The sequence below is a fragment of the Streptomyces sp. AM8-1-1 genome (assembly GCF_032229325.1).
Classification (GTDB): Bacteria; Actinomycetota; Actinomycetes; order Streptomycetales; family Streptomycetaceae; genus Streptomyces; species Streptomyces achmelvichensis.
The window spans coordinates 3259994-3278777 of record NZ_CP135086.1; the positions used below are offsets into that span (position 1 = coordinate 3259994).

At 72.3% G+C, this 18784-nt stretch carries 14 protein-coding genes; 4 read left to right on the forward strand and 10 right to left on the reverse strand.

Annotated elements, in window-relative coordinates; genetic code table 11:
* Positions 1-163: 163 nt before the first annotated feature.
* Positions 164-748, forward strand: coding sequence for a hypothetical protein (locus RPQ07_RS14630; RefSeq protein ID WP_313944585.1), 585 nt, complete (start codon positions 164-166; stop codon positions 746-748).
* A 96-nt stretch (positions 749-844) separates the two neighbouring features.
* Here the strand turns inward: RPQ07_RS14630 and purH are convergent, their stop codons facing one another.
* On the reverse strand, positions 845-2407 hold the full coding sequence (gene purH, locus RPQ07_RS14635) for a bifunctional phosphoribosylaminoimidazolecarboxamide formyltransferase/IMP cyclohydrolase (RefSeq protein WP_313944586.1): 1563 nt from the start codon (positions 2405-2407) through the stop codon (positions 845-847).
* Positions 2404-3063: a phosphoribosylglycinamide formyltransferase gene (purN, locus tag RPQ07_RS14640; RefSeq protein ID WP_313944587.1), complete on the reverse strand. Its 660-nt coding sequence runs from the start codon at positions 3061-3063 to the stop codon at positions 2404-2406. Before purN ends, purH begins: the two co-directional genes overlap by 4 nt.
* A 297-nt stretch (positions 3064-3360) precedes the next feature.
* Here purN and RPQ07_RS14645 point away from each other — a divergent pair, with 297 nt between their 5' ends.
* Complete coding sequence (locus RPQ07_RS14645) at positions 3361-4149, forward strand: hypothetical protein (RefSeq protein ID WP_313944588.1); 789 nt, start codon at positions 3361-3363, stop codon at positions 4147-4149.
* Here the strand turns inward: RPQ07_RS14645 and RPQ07_RS14650 are convergent.
* Positions 4139-6037 carry a DUF6350 family protein gene (locus RPQ07_RS14650; protein WP_313944589.1) on the reverse strand — a complete coding sequence of 633 codons (1899 nt, stop codon included), beginning with the start codon at positions 6035-6037 and terminating at the stop codon, positions 4139-4141. The genes RPQ07_RS14645 and RPQ07_RS14650 overlap by 11 nt on opposite strands.
* Before the next feature lie 116 nt (positions 6038-6153).
* Here RPQ07_RS14650 and RPQ07_RS14655 point away from each other — a divergent pair, with 116 nt between their 5' ends.
* The gene (locus RPQ07_RS14655) at positions 6154-7593 is read left to right on the forward strand and encodes a sigma factor-like helix-turn-helix DNA-binding protein (protein ID WP_313944590.1); all 1440 of its coding nucleotides are present in this window, start codon (positions 6154-6156) and stop codon (positions 7591-7593) included.
* 107 nt (positions 7594-7700) lie between these two features.
* On the opposite strand, the gene sucD is transcribed toward RPQ07_RS14655, so the two are convergent.
* The 7 genes from sucD to RPQ07_RS14690 form a co-directional block, all read right to left on the reverse strand.
* Positions 7701-8585 (reverse strand): succinate--CoA ligase subunit alpha, encoded by an 885-nt coding sequence (gene sucD, locus RPQ07_RS14660; RefSeq protein ID WP_313944591.1) that lies wholly within the window; start codon positions 8583-8585, stop codon positions 7701-7703.
* Positions 8586-8606: 21 nt separating this feature from the next.
* Entirely contained in the window at positions 8607-9788 is a 1182-nt protein-coding gene (sucC, locus tag RPQ07_RS14665) for an ADP-forming succinate--CoA ligase subunit beta (protein WP_313944592.1), read from the reverse strand.
* 477 nt (positions 9789-10265) lie between these two features.
* Positions 10266-11168, reverse strand: coding sequence for a hypothetical protein (locus RPQ07_RS14670; protein ID WP_313944593.1), 903 nt, complete (start codon positions 11166-11168; stop codon positions 10266-10268).
* Between the two features lie 105 nt (positions 11169-11273).
* Complete coding sequence (locus tag RPQ07_RS14675) at positions 11274-12287, reverse strand: hypothetical protein (RefSeq protein ID WP_313944594.1); 1014 nt, start codon at positions 12285-12287, stop codon at positions 11274-11276.
* A 93-nt stretch (positions 12288-12380) separates the two neighbouring features.
* A complete protein-coding gene (locus RPQ07_RS14680; RefSeq protein ID WP_313944595.1) occupies positions 12381-13667 on the reverse strand; it encodes a VWA domain-containing protein in 1287 nt (428 codons plus the stop codon).
* Entirely contained in the window at positions 13664-16207 is a 2544-nt protein-coding gene (locus RPQ07_RS14685; protein WP_313944596.1) for a DUF5682 family protein, read from the reverse strand. Before RPQ07_RS14685 ends, RPQ07_RS14680 begins: the two co-directional genes overlap by 4 nt.
* The gene (locus tag RPQ07_RS14690) at positions 16204-17316 is read right to left on the reverse strand and encodes an ATP-binding protein (protein ID WP_313944597.1); all 1113 of its coding nucleotides are present in this window, start codon (positions 17314-17316) and stop codon (positions 16204-16206) included. Before RPQ07_RS14690 ends, RPQ07_RS14685 begins: the two co-directional genes overlap by 4 nt.
* A 118-nt stretch (positions 17317-17434) precedes the next feature.
* Between RPQ07_RS14690 and RPQ07_RS14695 the strand changes: the two genes are divergently transcribed.
* Positions 17435-18784 (forward strand): SWIM zinc finger family protein, encoded by a 1350-nt coding sequence (locus RPQ07_RS14695; RefSeq protein ID WP_313944598.1) that lies wholly within the window; start codon positions 17435-17437, stop codon positions 18782-18784.

Sequence of the window (18784 nt, forward strand, 5' to 3'; positions counted from 1 at the left end):
TTGCACAACACATACGCATACCGACTGGACAAAAAGTCGACGTGGAGACGACGATGAGCCGCGCATGCCGCGGAAAGTGTTGGGGGGCCGAACCGCTGATCTCGTGTGACGTTCCTCCGCCCGGACCGCGCAGTCCCCGCACTTTCAACGGAGGAAACCCGCCATGAGCTTCGGCGACCCGAACAACCCCTACGGCCAGCAGCAGGGCGGTCAGCCGGGCTACGGCTATCCGCAGCAGGGCCAGCCCCAGGGACAGCCCGGTTACGGCTACCCGCAGGCACCGCCGGTCCAGCCCTACGGCGCCGGCGGCTACGGGATGGGCCCCACGGAGATGCCGGGCGGTGTGAAGGCTGCGCGGGTCATGCTCTACGTGATCGCCGGCCTCCAGGTCATCGGCGCCGTGCTCATGTTCCTCACCGGCGCGGCCATCGACAAGGCGCAGGACGACCCGTCGCTCCGGGACGACGTGCAGTTCCAGGACCTGGCCGACTTCTCCACCGGCGCGGTCTACGCCATCGGCGTCGGCGCCCTGGTCTGGGGTGCGCTCGCGGTCTTCCTCGCGATCAAGTTCAAGACGGGCGGAAGCGGTATCCGTGTCACCACCATGGTGTTCGGCATCATCACCGCGATCCTCGGCATCTACCCGTTCATCGTCGTGGGTCTGGCGCACACCGTGCTCGCCATCCTCGTCACGGTGTTCGTCGGCAAGTCCGACGGCGGCGAGTGGTTCGCCCGCCCGCGGCACTGACCCCGCACTGCGCGGACAGCCCGCAGCACCCCGTACGGCCCGCCGGTTGCGCAACCGGCGGGCCGTACGCGTGTCCGTCCCCTGCGGGGACGTCCGTCAGTGGAAGAAGTGACGCGTCCCGGTGAAGTACATCGTCACGCCCGCCTTCTTCGCGGCCTCGACGACCTGCTCGTCACGGACCGAACCGCCCGGCTGCACCACGGCCTTGACGCCGGCCGCGGTCAGGATCTCCAGACCGTCGGGGAAGGGGAAGAACGCGTCGGACGCCGCGTACGCGCCTCGCGCCCGCTCCTCGCCCGCACGCTCCACCGCGAGCTTCGCCGAGTCGACGCGGTTGACCTGGCCCATGCCGACGCCGACCGACGCACCGTCCTTCGCCAGCAGGATCGCGTTGGACTTGACCGCGCGACAGGCCCGCCACGCGAAGGCCAGGTCCGCCAGTTCGGCGGCGTCCAGGGCCTCTCCGGTCGCGAGGGTCCACGCCGACGGGTCGTCACCGTCGGCCTGGAGACGGTCCGTCACCTGGAGCAGCGCGCCGCCGTCGACGGGCTTGATCTCGACCGGCGCCGAGGGGGCGTCGGGGCAGCGCAGCACACGGATGTTCTTCTTGCGGGCGAGCACCTCGACCGCGCCGTCCTCGTACGCCGGAGCGACGATGACCTCGGTGAAGATCTCCGCGACCTGCTCCGCCATGGCCACCGAGACCGGGCGGTTGACGGCGATGACCCCGCCGAAGGCGGACAGCGGGTCGCAGGCGTGCGCCTTGCGGTGCGCCTCGGCGACATCCGCGGCGACCGCGATACCGCACGGGTTGGCGTGCTTGATGATCGCCACACACGGCTCGGCGTGGTCGTACGCGGCACGCCGCGCGGCCTCCGTGTCCGTGTAGTTGTTGAACGACATCTCCTTGCCGTGCAGTTGCTCGGCCTCGGCGAGACCGCCGTTGCCGTTCACGTACAGCGCGGCGCCCTGGTGCGGGTTCTCGCCGTAGCGCAGGACGTGGGAGCGCTCGTACGTGGCACCGAGGAAGTCGGGGAACGGCGAGTCGTCGGCCGGGGCGTACGCGGACGCGAACCAGGAGGCGACGGCGACGTCGTAGGCGGCCGTGTGCTGGAAGGCCTCCGCCGCGAGCCGCTTGCGCGCGCCGAGGTCGAAGCCGCCGGAGGAGACGGCGGTCAGCACGTCGCCGTACCGCTCCGGGCTGGTGACGACCGCGACCGAGGGGTGGTTCTTGGCGGCGGCGCGCACCATCGAGGGGCCGCCGATGTCGATCTGCTCGACGCACTCGTCCGGGGAGGCGCCGGAGTCGACGGTCTCGCGGAACGGGTAGAGGTTCACGACCACCAGGTCGAACGGTTCCACACCGAGCTCGGCGAGCTGCTCGCGGTGGGACTCCAGGCGCAGGTCGGCGAGGATGCCGGCGTGCACGCGGGGGTGCAGCGTCTTGACCCGGCCGTCCAGGCACTCGGGAAAACCGGTGAGCTCCTCGACCTTGGTGACCGGTACACCGGCCGCGGCGATCTTCCCGGCGGTCGATCCGGTGGAGACCAGTTCCACACCCGCCTCGTGCAGCCCGCGCGCGAGCTCCTCGAGCCCCGTCTTGTCATACACACTGACCAGCGCTCGCCGGATGGCCCGCTTCGCAGTCTCAACAGTCACGGGAAAACTACCTTTCGTCCCTCAATGCGGTAGCCGTTACGGGCCAGACGCCCCACGACCTCGACGAGCAGCGCTCGCTCGACTTCCTTGATGCGCTCGTGAAGAGCGGTCCCACCGTCCGTGTGGTCCTCGTCCCGCACCTCCACCACGCCCTGCGCGATGATCGGGCCGGTGTCGACGCCGTCGTCGACGAAGTGGACGGTGCACCCGGTCACCTTGGCCCCGTACGCGAGCGCGTCGCGGACACCGTGGGCGCCGGGAAAGCTGGGCAGCAGCGCGGGATGCGTGTTGACGCACCGGCCGCCGAAGCGGGCGAGGAACTCCTTGCCCACGATCTTCATGAATCCGGCCGAGACCACGAGGTCGGGCTCGTACGCCGCCGTCGCCTCCGTGAGCGCCCGGTCCCACGCGTCACGGGTCTCGTGGTCCTTGACCCGGCACACGAACGTGGGAAGTCCGGCGCGCTCGGCGCGCTCCAGTCCCACGATCCCGTCGCGGTCCGCGCCGACGGCGACCACGGCGGCGCCGAAGCCGGCCGGATCGTCGCCGATGGCGTCGAGCAGGGCCTGGAGGTTGGTGCCGGAACCGGAGACCAGGACCACCAGGCGGGCCGGTCGGTCCGGGGCCGGTCGGACAGAGAGGGGCGGGGAGGCCACGGCGGGTCTCTTTCTCGCGGTGATGTCGCGGTGTTTCCCGCGGTGTCGCAGTGCGCGTCGCAGTGCGTGTCGCGGGGGTGTACGTCTTTGTACGGTCGTACGAACGAATCGCACCCCTCGATACGGGGAACTCTACGAAGAGGCCGACCGTCAGCAACGATACCGGCACACAGAAGAGCCCCCACGGGACGGGGGCGTGGCCGGGAGGTAGCGTCTGGGGACAGGACCCGTCCCTCGACGGGCACGACGACACAAGACCCCACGCGCGACAGGGTCTGAGGGGAAGACGTTCACCAGATGCCGGACCGACGCCGCCGTACGGACCTCCTGTTGCCGCGGGAGCGCCAGTCCACGGACGACAACAACCCCTTCGCCCCTCCGCCCGAGGGACGGCCGGACCAGCCGTGGCAGCCCCGGCGCCCGGCGAACGACGGTTCCTCCGGCTCCCCCGACGACTCGTCCGGATCGGGATCCGGCCAGGGCCCCGGTTCCTCCGACCCGTCGGGCTCCGACGACCGTCCCGTGTGGGGCAGCCAGTGGAGCAGCCGCCAGCCGGGCCGCTCCTCGGGCGGCTTCGGCGGCCGCCCCGACGGCCGGGACCAGCAGAACAGCGGTGGACAGAAGGGCCCCGAAGGCGGACCTCCCGGCACGGGCGGCATGCGCTGGGACCCGACCGACCCGTCCCAGCGCCGGGCGCGCTACGCACTGCTCTCGGGCATGTGGGCGTTCTTCTTCGCCCTGTTCGACTTCCCGGAGATCGCGCTGCTGCTCGGCGCGCTCGCGCTGTACTGGGCGATCAGCTCTCTGCGCGCCAAGCCCCAGCGCCGTCCGGCGGACCCGACGGTCGCGCCGCCGGCCACCCCACAGGTGCCGCAGACCCCGAACCGCTCGCAGATCACATCCGCCGTCAGCGGTCTCGTGATGGCGGGCATCGCCCTGGTGATCGTGGCCGCGTCCTTCACGGCGCAGCTGGTCTACCGGGACTACTACACGTGCGTGAACGACTCGCTGACCAAGACCGGGCAGCTGGCCTGCAACGACAAGCTGCCCGACCCGCTGCGCGGGGTCATCGGCGTCAAGGAGTAGCGGGCGGATCGGAGTCGTCCCGGTCCGCGTCCGCACGGCCCGCGGGCCCGTCCGGCAGAGCGTCGGGCCGCCGGGCCGGGAGCGTGGGGCTCTGCTGAGCAGCGTCCGCCCCGGCAGCGCCGGTAACCGCACGGGTGTCCGTGGGGTTCGTCGCGCGGCTTCTCGTGGAGCTTGTCCCGGGGTCTTCCGTACGGTCCGCAGCCGAAGCGTGCGTCTCCTCGCGGTCCCGCTCTTCGCCGTCCCGTTCGTCGGGGTCCGGTTCTTCGCGGTCCGGTTCTTCGCGGTCGGCCTTTGCGCGGTCCGCGTCCAGGGCGATGCTCGACAACCCGGGGGCCTTGGGCCAGGGGCTGAGCGGCACGGCCCACGGTGCGCGATCGTCGCGGGCCGATCCGGTGACGTCCCCGGCCCCCTCCGAGGACTCGTCGGATGCGCCGGCCGTACCGTCCGGCGACGCGTCGGTCTCCCGGGACCCGGTGGGGAACTCCGGCAGGAAGTCGTACGGATCGAACTCCGCGTCGTCCATGTCGTCCATCTCCACGCCGCTCGCGGCAACGGGCGCCGGTGACGCGGGACCCGGAACGGCGGCGGCCGGAATCGGTGACCCATCGGCTCCTACGGCCCGGCCCCGTACCCGCCAGGCCCGCAGCGCCAAAGCCACCGGCACCGCGACGACCGCCGACCACACCAGCGCGGCCGCGCCCGTCAGCCACCACACCGGGCCGAACGCCGTCAGCCGGCCCGTGCCGAGCGGCCCGCCGGCCGCCGCCGCGAGAAAACCCGTCAGCACGCCGCAGACCACAGCACCCTGCAAGGCCGCCAGCGCGGTCTCGCCCATCCCCCACGCCGTCGCACGGTCGCCGTGGCGCGGCGCTGCCCGGTGCGCCGTGAAGTGGGCGACGATCAGCGCCGCGGCGAGCGGAACGGCCGCGGCGGCCCAGTTCAGCGGTGTGCCGGGCCCCTCGGCCGGCACCGCGGCGACCAGCGGGAAGTGCGGCAGGGCAGGGTCGCCGGTGAGCGCCAGAGGGGTCGCCGTCGCGCCCGTACCGAGCGCGAAGCCGGGCCCCAGCCCGTACGCGGCGGCCCACACCGCCGCGTTGGGCACCAGCGCCAGCCCCAGCATCAACACCGCGAGCCGTCCCGACCACACGTCCGCGAGGTGCAGGAACGAGTCCTGCGTGGCGTCCGCGTTCCACACCATCGAGGCCGCGACGAGCAGTGCGCCACCGCCCAGCAGGGTCAGGGCACCGGCGGCCCCGGACCGCATGGCGACAGCCACCCGCGTACGGGCGAGCTCCTTCCGCAGCCGTGCGGGCACCCAGTCCGGCAGCGGAGCGCCCGGACGGCCGCTCGCCGTCCACACGCCGGCCCCCACCGCCGCCAGGGTGACCAGCGGCAGATGGAGTACGGCGCTCAGCAGATCCGGCGCCAGTGGTCCGCCCGCCGCATAGACCGTGGCGGCGGCGCCGACCAGCAGATATCCCAGGCTGACGGCACACAGCGCACCTCGCGCCGACGGGCGCGGGCGGTCGTCGGCGGGCAGCAGACCGTCGCGGGCCGCCCGGTGCGCAAGCCAGGCCGGCAGGACCACGAGGAGCAGCGGCACGATCCCGATGGGCGCCGGCTGCCCGGAGAGGGTCTCGGAGCGGACGAGTTCCGTGCCGTGGGCGAGCAGCCACAGCCCGGCCGCGACATGCAGCGCCCCGTTCGGACCGCTGTCCGGATACGGCGAACTGATCCACAGCGCGATCACCAGGACGGCGAACGTACCGAGCCCGAGCCCCGCCGCGATCGCCCCGCGGACGAGGCATGCGGCCAACGCGGGCCGCCGGCCGCCCTGGAGCAGCACCGGAGCCGAGAACGGGGGGCTGTGATCGGTCGTCTGGGTCACGCGGCCATGCTGCCAACGACACGCGCTTTATCCGCGTAACAGGCGAATAGCCGTTGTGTCGCTCAATATACGTTTATGTACTTTTCCGCAGAGTGCTGCGCTTCGGGGAGCCCGTCATGACCCAGAGCACGACACGCTCCGGTTCGAGCACTCCGCTGCCCTCCCCCAAAGAGCGCCGCAGGCTGCGCGAGGCGAAGTCGATGAGCGAGCAGGAGCTCGCCACCGCCGTCGGCGTCACGAAGGCCACGATCCGGTCGTGGGAGAGCGGCCGCAGCGCCCCCCGGGGTCGCCGGCGTGAGATGTACACCAAGCTGCTGACCGAGGCGGACCCGGACCCCGGCTCGCAAACGGAAGCGAAGGCGAAGGCGGAAGCGGAAGCGGTATCGGGCACCTCCGCTCCGGAGACGAACCTCTCGGCCGAAGCCGCTGCCCCGATGAGGAAGCCCGTCGCGTCGGCCGCCCGCCCGGCTGCCGAAGAGGCAGCCATCGAGGCGCCCCGGGAGACGGCCGGGGACCCGGTGCCGGTGGAACTGAAGCCGGTGCGGACGGCGTCGCCGGCAGCGGACCCCGAGCCGGACGACGCCACAGCGGAGTTGCCGCCGACGGCCGGGGACGGCGGGTCCGGCGCCGACGACATGGGTGAAGGCGCAGGCGGCTTCCGCCCCGAAGGCGCTGGCGAGGTCGGGAGCGAGCCCGGCACGGACCAGGCGGCAAGAACGGCTGCCGATACTGAGCCCCGGGACCAGCGACCCGTGTCCACCCCCGCCGAGGCCTTCGACGCCCTGTACACGTACAGCGCCCCCGGCCTCGTACGCCAGGCCTATCTGCTCACCGGCCGGCGCAGGCTCGCCCACGAGTCCGTCGAGCGCGCCTTCCACCTCGCCTGGCAGCGCTGGCCCGAGGTGGCTCGCGACCGCGACCCCGCGGGCTGGGTGCGGGCGGCCGCGTACGAGTTCGCCATGTCGCCCTGGCAGCGGCTGCGCCCCGTCCACCGGCACCCCGACAACCCGCCGCTCGTCGACAGCGAACAGCGCGAACTGCTCGAAGCGCTGCTGGAGCTGCCGCCCCCGTACCGCCGCACCCTCCTGCTCTACGACGGTCTCGGTCTCGACCTGCCCGACACGGCCGCCGAGACGGAGGCGAGCACTCCCGCGGCGGCGAACCGTCTGCTGCACGCGCGCGAGGCCATCGCCGAGCAGCTCCCCCACCTCAGCGACCCCACGGTCCTGCGCAATCAGCTGCTCGCCCTCGCGAACTCCGGTCCCGTGCCGCAGCTGAACCCGCCCCGGGCCGTACGGACGAGCAGCGAACGCCGGGCCTGGCTGTGGACCCGGGCCGCCCTCAGCGTCACCACGCTGATCATGGGCGCCACGGGCTTCACTCTGGCCACGGCGCCGACACAGTACGAGCCGGCGGTCTCTCCCGGCCACGAGGTGGGCGGAGTACCGCCGCTCGCCGGGCCGCAGCCGATCAACCCGCGAAGTCACATGCTGCGCCAGAAGCTGCTGTCCGAGCCGGTCCACGGCCCCGAACGACTCGTACCGACGATCCCGTAGACCGGCATGGGCCGGCCACGCGGACGGCCGGACACGCGGACGGGCCCGCGCCTCGTCATGAGGCGCGGGCCCGTCCGTGCGTACGGCGGAGATTCAGGCGGTGACGATCAGCCGCCGAGGATCTCGCGCGCGAGCTTGGCCGTCTCGGTCGGCGTCTTGCCGACCTTGACGCCCGCGGCCTCGAGGGCCTCCTTCTTCGCCTGCGCCGTGCCGGACGAGCCGGACACGATGGCGCCGGCGTGGCCCATCGTCTTGCCCTCGGGGGCGGTGAAGCCCGCGACGTAACCGACGACCGGCTTGGTGACATTGGCCTTGATGAAGTCGGCCGCACGCTCCTCGGCGTCGCCGCCGATCTCACCGATCATCACGATCAGCTCGGTCTCCGGGTCGGCCTCGAAGGCCGCCAGAGCGTCGATGTGCGTGGTGCCGATGACCGGGTCGCCACCGATGCCGACGGCGGAGGAGAAGCCGATGTCACGGAGCTCGTACATCATCTGGTAGGTCAGCGTGCCGGACTTCGACACGAGACCGATGCGGCCGGGCTTGGTGATGTCGCCCGGGATGATGCCGGCGTTGGACTGGCCGGGGGTGATCAGGCCGGGGCAGTTCGGGCCGATGATCCGGGTCTTGTTGCCCTTGCTGGTGGCGTACGCCCAGAAGGCGGCGGAGTCGTGCACCGCGATGCCCTCGGTGATGACGACGGCCAGCGGGATCTCGGCGTCGATCGCCTCGACGACCGCCGCCTTGGCGAAGGCCGGCGGCACGAAGAGCACGGAGACGTCCGCCCCGGTCTTCTCCATCGCCTCGGCGACGGAGCCGAAGACGGGCACCTCGGTGCCGTCGAAGTCGACGCTGGTGCCGGCCTTGCGCGGGTTCACACCGCCGACGATGTTGGTGCCGTCAGCGAGCATGAGCTTGGTGTGCTTCATGCCGGTGGCGCCGGTCATGCCCTGGACGATGACCTTGCTGTCCTTGGTGAGGAAGATAGCCATGACTGTGGTGTCCCTCGTCCCTTACTTCGCAGCCGCGGCGAGCTCGGCGGCCTTGTCGGCCGCGCCGTCCATGGTGTCCACGCGCTGCACGAGCGGGTGGTTCGCGTCGGAGAGGATCTTGCGACCCAGTTCCGCGTTGTTGCCGTCGAGGCGCACGACCAGCGGCTTGGTGACTTCCTCGCCCTTGGACTTCAGCAGCTCCAGGGCCTGGACGATGCCGTTGGCGACCTCGTCACAGGCGGTGATGCCACCGAAGACGTTGACGAAGACGGACTTGACGTCCGGGTCGCCGAGGATGATCTCGAGACCGTTCGCCATCACCTCGGCGGAGGCGCCGCCACCGATGTCGAGGAAGTTGGCGGGCTTGACGTTGTTGTGCGCCTCACCGGCGTACGCGACGACGTCGAGGGTCGACATGACCAGACCCGCGCCGTTGCCGATGATGCCGACCTCGCCGTCGAGCTTGACGTAGTTGAGGTTCTTGGCCTTGGCGGCAGCCTCGAGCGGGTTGGCTGCGGCGTGGTCCACGAACTCCTCGTGGCCCGGCTGCCGGAACTCGGCGTTCTCGTCGAGCGAGACCTTGCCGTCGAGGGCGATCACGCGGCCGTCGGCGACCTTGGCCAGCGGGTTGACCTCGACGAGGAGCGCGTCCTCGGCGATGAAGGTCTTCCACAGCGTCACGAGGATCTCGGCGACCTGCTCCGCGACCTCGGCCGGGAACTTCGCCTGCGCGACGATCTCGCGGGCCTTCTCGAGGGTGACACCCTCGTTGGAGTCGACCGGGACCTTCGCGAGGGCCTCGGGGGTCTTCTCCGCGACCTCCTCGATGTCCATGCCGCCCTGGACGGAGGCCATGGCCAGGAAGGTGCGGTTGGTGCGGTCGAGGAGGTACGAGACGTAGTACTCCTCGGCGATCTCGGGCGCGGTCTCGGCGATCATCACCTTGTGGACCGTGTGGCCCTTGATGTCCATACCGAGGATCTGACCGGCCTTCTCGACCGCGTCGTCCGCGCCGTCGGCCAGCTTCACGCCGCCGGCCTTGCCGCGGCCACCGACCTTGACCTGCGCCTTGACGACCGACTTGCCGCCCAGACGCTCCGTAGCCTCGCGCGCCGCCTCAGGCGTGTCGATGACTTCACCGGCCAGCACCGGTACACCGTGCTTGGCGAAGAGGTCCCTCGCCTGGTACTCGAACAGGTCCACGCGCGTCCGTCCCTTTTCTCATCATCGCGGTTCGTTGTCTGCGTGGGCGTGCCGCGAAGGGCAACGTGACTGCGGTGTCACAAGGAAGGCGTACACGGTGTCCGGGCACGCGGCATGTCCGCCTCGCAGGTTATCCCCGTGGAACGTGGCTCCCTAAATTGCAGCTCACAGATGAGCGGTGATAACAGTCACAGATCGCACCACCGGCCACGCGAACAGATCGCACCATCGGCCACGCCACCGACAGATGCCTGCGGACACCGGCGGACACCTTCGGGGGACGCGCCCTGAGCCGGGCGGCCCTCACCCCAATGAGGACCGCCCGATGACCCGGCCCGGGCCGTTGCTTCCTTGCTGCCCACCGGGTCGGCAAGGTATTCGCCCGGGTATCCGGCGATTTCGACAGATGCCGCCGGATCCGTACCGGACCGGTGCCGGATCTGTTCCGTAGCCCGGACGGATCTGTCCGGTGCCGACTCAGATGCCGTACGCCGGGGCTGCCGGAACGTAGCTCGGCGTCACGGCGGCTGCCGTCCCCTGGACGCCCTCGACGGCGTTGCCCGCGAGCGGGTGGACGTCGGCGGTGACGGTGCCCGTCAGGTCGTGGGCGAAGGGCTGTACGCCGGAGAGCGCGGCACCCGCGAACGGCCGCACGTCCCCGGTCACACCCTGCGCCAGGCTCCCCGCGCTGCCGCCGACGCCGTGCGCGACCGGCTGCACGTGGGAGACGACGGTGTCGACCACCGGCCGGACCGAACCGGCCACACCGCCGGCGAACGGGCCGACCTCGGAGACGACGCCCCCGGCCAGGGGCTGGACGCCGGAGACGATGCCGCCCGCGAACGGCGACACCTCGCCGACGACGCCGCCCGCGAGGACACCCGCGTCACCCACGGCCCGGTCGGCGACGGGGAGGACCGAGTCGACGGCGGTGGCGGCGACGGGCGGGAGCACGGCGGTGGCCGTCTCGTCGACGACGGGACCCGTGGCACCGACCGTGCCCCGGACCTGCGCCTGCGCGTCGGCCGGGACCCGCTCGAGCTCGGGAGCGAAGTCGGACAGAGGACCGAAGAGGTAGTCGATCTCCCCCTGCGCCTCAGCTGCGGTGCGCTCGACGTCGTGCGCGGCGTCGTGAACGAGGTGCTGGGCCGTCGGCTCGAGGTCCCGGGCCTCGGGGAGGTCCTTCACCTCGACCGCGGTCTTCGGGGCGGCGGGTGCCTCGGGGAGCTCCGGGGCCGCCGGGAGCTCGGCCGCCAGGTCCGGCGTGGAGAGCGGCGCGGAGACGGGCAGCTCGTCGGCGCTGGCCATGGCGGTCCCGAGCGCCCACATCCCGGAGGCGGTGGCTGCTACGGCTATGGAACGGCGAATGTTCTTGTTCATGCTGGCTTCTGATCCTTCGAAAGCGTTTCGGCTGTCCGGAGTCGTCCGGACGGCGGGCAGACCTGTCCCACCCCCGCGCGGGAGGTCTCGGGGGAAAGGGCTGCCCTAGCCGGGGAATTCGAGGATGTCGCCGGGTCGTTCGCGCGTCGGCTCACCGGCCGCCGCCAGGACCGCGCCGGGCGCCGGCGCGAAGGCCGTACCGCCCGCCGGGTGCGTCGCCTGGTCGCCGGGCCGCGGTGTGTGGCTGTCGCCGGACTGCTGGAGCGCGCCGGGCACGATGCCGCACGGCTTCCCGGGCGCCTGCCCGGGCGCGGGCGCCGGGGCAGGGCTGTCCACCGTGGTCCGGGCAGCGGCAGCCGCACGGACGGAACGGTCCACGCCGAAGATCCGGTGCACGGCCGTCGCTGCCGTCGCTGCCGTCGCTGTCGGAGTTCCGGCTGCGGGTCCGCATGTACCGGCGGGGAACGCGGGGTTGAGCGCCGAGTTGTCGGCGGATGGGAGCTGCGGTGCTGTCTGCGGCTCGTTCCCGTCGAGGGACGGCGTACCGAGAGGCGGTGTCAGGCCCTGGGGAAGGCCGGGCGCATGGGGAAGGCCAGGCGTCTGGGCCAGGATCGGCTTCATCGACCCGGCGAGCGATTCGGCGAGTGACTCGAACAGGGGCTGAGCGACCGGTTCGACGATCGTCCGGTTCAGCGGCCGCGTGACGGGTCGGGCGGCGTCGCGAGCGACCGCGCGCACCGGCTCGGCCATCTCCCGGGCGGGCCGCAGCTCTTGGACCGGCTTCGGGGCGTCCGCGGCCGGTACGGGCTCTCCGCGGTCGGCGGACGCCGACGCCCCCGAGGCTTCCGAGGAACCCGAGGTCGCCGCACCCCGCACGACGTCCTCCGTGGCACCGCGCATGTCCTGTGCCGCGCCGGCCCCAGCAGTCGTCACCGTCTCCGCGGGGGCCGTCGCCTCCGCCGCGTGGGCCTGGCCCCCGTAGAGGAACCCGACCGTCACCAGGCCGCCGAGGAACAGCAGCACCCGCAGCAGCCGCCCCCGCACCGCAGGCCGCTGGACCGCCGCCCCGCGCACGACGCGCAGAACGGCAGCAGCGGAGGGCGCAGCTGCGGCAGACACGGTGAGAGACCTTCCTCATCGGCGGAAGCGGACGTTCCGCGTCGATCGGGGACGATGCTCGCACGTTCCTCCCGGGGCTGCGCAAGTCCCCTGTTACTGATGAGCCGCCATGTCCGGTATGGGCAGTGGTCGTTTCTCGATCGCGGCCGCCATCACGTCCGGGAAGAGGTCGGGCGTACAGGCGAAGGCCGGTGCGCCCAGCGCCGAGAGGGCCGCCGCATGCTCCCGGTCATACGCCGGTGTCCCTTCGTCGGACAGAGCGAGCAACGCCACGAACTGCACACCCGACGCCTTCATCGCGGCCACCCGTTTGAGCATCTCGTCCCGGATGCCACCTTCGTACAGGTCACTGATCAGGACCACCACGGTGTCGGCGGGCCGGGTGATCTGCGACTGGCAGTACGCCAGCGCCCTGTTGATGTCCGTACCGCCGCCGAGCTGGGTGCCGAAGAGCACATCGACCGGGTCGTCCAGCTGGTCGGTGAGATCGACGACCGCGGTGTCGAAGACGACGAGCCGGGTGGCGATGGAGCGCATGGAGGCGAGGACCGCGCCGAACACCGAGGCGTAGACGACGGACGCGGCCATCGAACCGGACTGGTCGATGCAGAGCACGACGTCCTTCTTCACGGACTGCGACGCCCGCCCGTATCCGATCAGCCGCTCGGGGACGACGGTGTTGAACTCGGGAAGGTAGTTCTTGAGGTTCGCGCGGATGGTGCGGTCCCAGTCGATGTCCCGGTGACGCGGGCGGTTGATCTTCGCGGATCGGTCCAGCGCCCCGGTCAGCGTCGATCGCGTCCGGGTCGCCAGCTGCTTCTCCAGGTCGTCGACGACCTTGCGCACGACGGCCCGGGCCGTCTCCTTGGTCGTCTCGGGCATCGCCTTGTTGAGGGAGAGCAGAGTGCCGACGAGGTGGACGTCCGCCTCCACGGCCTCCAGCATCTCGGGCTCCAGCAGGAGCGTGGACAGCCCCAGCCGGTCGATGGCGTCGCGCTGCATCACCTGGACGACGGAACTCGGGAAGTACGTACGGATGTCGCCGAGCCAGCGCGCCACGGACGGCGCGGAAGCACCGAGCCCGGCCGAACGGCCGCGGCTGCGGTCGCCCGCGGGCCGTCCGCCACCGTTGCCGTAGAGCGCGGTCAGGGCTCCGTCGATCGCCACGTCGGTCCCGGCGAGGGAGCAGCCCGTGCCGTCCGCCGACTCGCCGCCGAGGACGAGCCGCCACCGGCGCAGCCGCTCGTCGCCCGGCGCCGCCTTCGCCGCGGTCCGCTCCCGCGTCGTCGCATCGGTCGCCGTCACGTCGGTCGTCGCCGGACGAGTCGTCGCCGGAGTCGTCGTTGCATCTGTCGTCGCCGGTTCAGTCGTCCGGGTCATCGGCCCGCCCCCGCAAGGTCGTTGTCGTCGATTCCGAGCAGCATCCGCAGCACGGGCAGCACGGCGTCCGCGCGCTCCTCGTCCAGACCGGCGCCGAAGCCGGGCATCCCCGCCTGCGGCCGCGCCGCACCGCCGGACGCCGCGGCGGGTCCGCGCCGGACCAGTTCGCCGAGTGTGCGGCGCACGCCCGGCTCGTACGCGGAGAACGTGCGGCGCAGCAGCGGCAGAACATCGGTGAACGCGTCGGCCGGCACGCTCGTCAGCCAGGCGTCGACCAGGCCGAGCAGGCGCTCGTCATGCACGAGGAGCATGCCGCCCCCCGACGCTCCGCCGACGAATCCCTCGATCCAGGCCGCGGCTTCGGCGGGCGGGGTGCCGAGCGAGAGGGCGAGGCTCATCAGCCGCGCGGCCTCGTCCTCCTCGAGCCGCCCGTCGTCCAGCAGCAGCCGGGCGGCCCGGCCGCGTATCACCCCCGGTACGGTGTCGCGGCCGGCGAGCCGGTGCAGCACCGAACCCCAACGGCTGCTCAGTTCGGCGGCCGTCGGCAGCAGCCCGATCGCGGTGTGGACCGCGTCCAGATGGCCGCGCATCTCCGCGGCGCCGTCCGCGTCGAGGTTCGTGCACGCGGGCGGCAGGCCGACGCAGATCCGCTCCGCGAGCCCGGTGGCGACCTCGCCGAGCGCGGCGGTGTCGGTGGACCGTACGTCGCCGTAGCGCAGCGAACGGGCGAGGGCGGGCAGTGCCTGGGCGAGATGTCCGACGTCGGCGTCGAGCGCGGCGCGGTCGGCGAGCGCCTTCATCACGACGGAGAGCGCGTCGGGCAGTTCGGCCAGCAGGCACTGTTCGGCGAGCGTGGTCACCTCGGCGAGGGCGGTCGCCGACACCGCTTTGCTCTCCGCCTTCGCCGTGGCGGCCGAGAGCACCGTGGTCCCCCACACGCCGGCCTCGGCGACCTTGACGAACAGCTCGGGCTCCCAGCGCAGCCGCCAGCTCTCCCGGAAGGTGCCCGTGCTGCCGCGTCCCGTCACGGGCTCGCCCCAGCCGACGGACAACAGGCACAGCCGGTGCAGAAGCCGGCTCTTGGCCGCGTCGTTGTCCTTGCGCAGATCCAGCTCCACCTCACGCTCCAGCGCCTCCGGCTTGAGCCGGAGACTGCGCTGGAGCCGGGTGAGATCCCGCTGCAGAGGCACGGCGGGGGCGGCGTCCGGTACCTCGCCGAGCACGTCCCCGACGATGAGCCGGTCCCGGATCAGGTCGAGCGGCACGTCGGAGCCGTCGCACATCACGGCCCGGATCGCGTCGGTCGTCTCGGTCAGTCCGGCGAGGGGGCGGCCGCGCATGGCCGCGAGGGTCTCGGCCAGCCGGACGGCCTCGATGACATGCGCGGAGGAGACCATCCGATCCTCGTCGCGCAGCAGCCGCGCGACCTTGGTCATCCAGCGCTCGACGGGACGGTCGGGTGCCTGGAACAGATGCCCGTACCAGCCGGGAGAGTCGATGCCCGCCCCGTACCCGCTGTGGCGGGCCAGCCGGCGATGGGTCCACGGCACCCAGGTCATCTCCGTCTTGACCTTGGGGAGTCCCTTGAGCAGCGCCCTGTCGGCGGTGAGGGTGGTCTTCTCCGCGAGCGCCGGGACGTGCCAGGCGCCGCAGACGACGGCGACATCGTCGCCGAACTCCTTGCGCGCCGTGCGCAGTTGGATCCGCATATGGGCCTCGCGGGCCAGGTCGCGGTCGTGCCCGCCGTGTCCGTACATCCCGCGCAGCGCGGCCATGGCCTCGCCGAGAGCGGCAAAGGGCGCACGCGGGTCGCCGTCCGCACCGCCCGTGCCGCGGTGCTCGATGACGTCCTCCCACCACCGCTCGGGGTCGTCGTACCCCGCGGTCTCGGCGAGGACGGCGATGGGGTCGATGCGCATGCCGGCGTCGGACGGCGCGCTGTCCGCGCCCGCTCCCGGCTCCCCCGGGACGGCATCCCACCCGGGGTCCCCGCTCCGGGCCGACGGCGCCTGCGACGAGGGCCGGTCCGACAACGGCTCGTGCGGCGACGGCTCGTGCGATGACCGTTCTTGCGGAGACAGCTCGGCCGACGGTGCGACGTCCGGCACCGCGTCCCATCCCGGGTCCGCCGAACCCGCCGCGGGCCGTTCGGGATCAGCGCCCTCCAGCGGGCCGGGCTCCTCGCAACGCGCCCGGCCGGCTGCCTCCTCCTCCGCCGCGAGGGCCAGCGAATGCGCGGCCGGGAGGTCGATGAAGCGGACCGGGACATCCCGGCCGAGCGCCCAACGCAGGGCGACCCACTCCGGGGAGAACTCGGCCAGCGGCCAGAACGCCGCCCGCCCTGGATCGTCCACGGCATGGGCCAGCAGAGCGACCGGCGGCTGCATCTGCTCGTCCGCCGCGAGCGCGAGCAGGGCGTCCCCCTCCGGCGGGCCCTCGATCAGCACCACCCGGGGAGACGCAGCGTCCAGCGCCGCCCGCACCGCACGCGCCGAGCCCGGTCCGTGGTGACGGACGCCGAGCAGCAGCGGGCCCGTCATGCGCTCACCTCGCGGCAGGCACGGTAGAAGTCCTTCCAGCCGTCCCGCTCGCGCACCACGGTCTCCAGGTACTCCTGCCAGATGACCCGGTCGGCCGCCGGGTCGCGCACGACCGCGCCGAGGATGCCGGCCGCCATGTCGCCCGGCCGCAGCACGCCGTCCCCGAAGTGCGCGGCGAGCGCGAGGCCTCCGGTGACGACGGAGATCGCCTCGGCCGTGGACAGCGTGCCCGACGGCGACTTGAGCTTGGTGCGGCCGTCGGCGGAGACGCCTTCGCGCAGCTCGCGGAAGACGGTGACGACGCGGCGGATCTCCTCCAGGCCCTCCGGCACGGCCGGCAGGTCGAGCGAGCGGCCCAGCTGGTCGACGCGCCGGGACACGATGTCGACCTCCGCCTCCGACGTCGCGGGCAGGGGCAGCACCACGGTGTTGAACCGGCGGCGCAGTGCGCTGGAGAGGTCGTTGACCCCGCGGTCGCGGTCGTTGGCCGTGGCGATGAGATTGAAGCCGCGGACCGCCTGGACCTCCTGCCCCAACTCGGGGACGGGCAGCGTCTTCTCGGACAGGATCGTGATCAGCGTGTCCTGGACGTCCGCGGGGATACGGGTGAGCTCCTCGACCCGGGCCGTCATGCCGTCGGACATCGCGCGCATGACGGGACTGGGCACCAGGGCGTCGCGGCTGGGGCCGTGGGCGAGCAGCTGCGCGTAGTTCCATCCGTAGCGGATCGCCTCCTCCGGTGTGCCCGCCGTGCCCTGTACGAGCAGGGTGGAGTCGCCGCTGACCGCGGCCGCGAGGTGCTCGGAGACCCAGGTCTTGGCGGTGCCGGGCACGCCGAGCAGCAGCAGGGCCCGGTCGGTGGCGAGCGTGGTGACGGCGACCTCGACGATCCGGCGCGGTCCCACGTACTTCGGTGTGATCACCGTGCCGTCGGGCAGTGCGCCGCCGAGCAGATAGGTGGCGACCGCCCAGGGCGACAGCCGCCAGTTGACCGGACGCGGCCGGTCGTCGGCCGCGGCGAGCGCCGTCAGTTCGTCCGCGAAGGCGTCCTCCGCATGCGGCCGCAGAGCCTCGGCACCCGTGGCATTTCCGGTTTCGGACACGGTCATGCTTCCCCCTCCAGATCGTTCGATCCGATGTGGTTCCCACCGTGCACCATGGCACTGACAATCGACCGTCGTCGCAGGTCAGACGGGTTTGTCAGTGGCCGCCCGTAACGTCGTCAGCATGAATCAGCAGGGGGTGCGCTGGACGTCGGAACAGGTGCTGGCACTGGCTCCTGACGACGCATCACGCAAAGCGGGAAACAGGCTCGGCATGGCCGGGCCGTGGTCCGAAGCAGGCACGAGCGGCACGGGAGCGGTGTGGGGGCTGTGCAAGGGCAGTGGCAGCAGGCCGTATCAGACGGTCGTGGACACCACGGGGCCCGCGTACAAGTGCAGTTGTCCGAGCCGGAAGTTCCCCTGCAAGCACGCACTGGGGCTGCTGCTGCTCTGGGCGGGGGACGAGAAGGCGGTGCAGGCCGGCAGTGCGCCGGACTGGGCCGAGGAGTGGCTGGAGGGGCGGCGCAAGCGCGCCGTGGAGAAGGAGGGGAGCGACGGCGACGCGGGGGCGCCCGCCAGGAGCGCCGACCCGGAGGCGGCCAGGCGGCGGGCGGAGCGCAGGGCCGGGCGGATCACGGCGGGTGCGACGGAGCTGGAGCAGCGGCTCGGCGATCTGCTCCGCGGTGGACTGGCGGCGGCCGAGCAGTCGGGGTACGGACTGTGGGAGGAGACCGCGGCCCGCATGGTCGACGCCCAGGCGCCGGGACTGGCGGCCCGGGTGCGGGAGTTGGGTGCGATTCCGGGATCGGGGCCCGGCTGGCCGGTGCGGCTGCTGGAGGAGTGCGCGCTCATCCATCTGCTGGACTCGGCGTGGCTGGGGATCGAGCGGCTGCCGCACCCGCTGGCTGCGGCGGTGCGTACGCGCGTCGGTCTCACCTCGCCCGCCGAGGGTCCGCCGGTGCGCGACGCGTGGATGGTCCTCGCCCAGTACGACACGTCCGACGGCAAGATCACCACACGCCGTACGTGGATGCACGGGCGGTCCTGCGGACGTACGGCGGTGATCCTGTCCTTCGGCGCGGCAGGCCGTTCTCCGCAACTGGCCCTGCCGGTGGGCATGATGATCGACACCGAGCTGACTTCTCATGCCGGCGCGGGGCAGTTGCGGGCGGACCTGGGCGAGCAGTTCGGCACACCGGTCCCGATCGCGTCACCGCCGCCCGGCGGTCCGGTGGCCACCGCGCTCGATTCCTACGGACGAGCTCTGCGGGACGATCCGTGGCTGGACTCCTGGCCGGCGACCCTGACCGAGGTGATACCCGTGCCGGCCGGCGACGGGTGGCAACTGGCCGACGCCGACGGTGAGTCGGCGCTGCCCCTGACACCCGGCACCCTGGGCCGGCCCGGTCTGTGGAAGCTCGTCGCGCTGTCCGGCGGCGGCCCGGTGACCGTGTTCGGGGAGTGCGGGCACGAGGGCTTCACCCCCCTCGCCGCCTGGTCCGACGACGCGGCCGAGACGGTTCCCCTCGTCTGA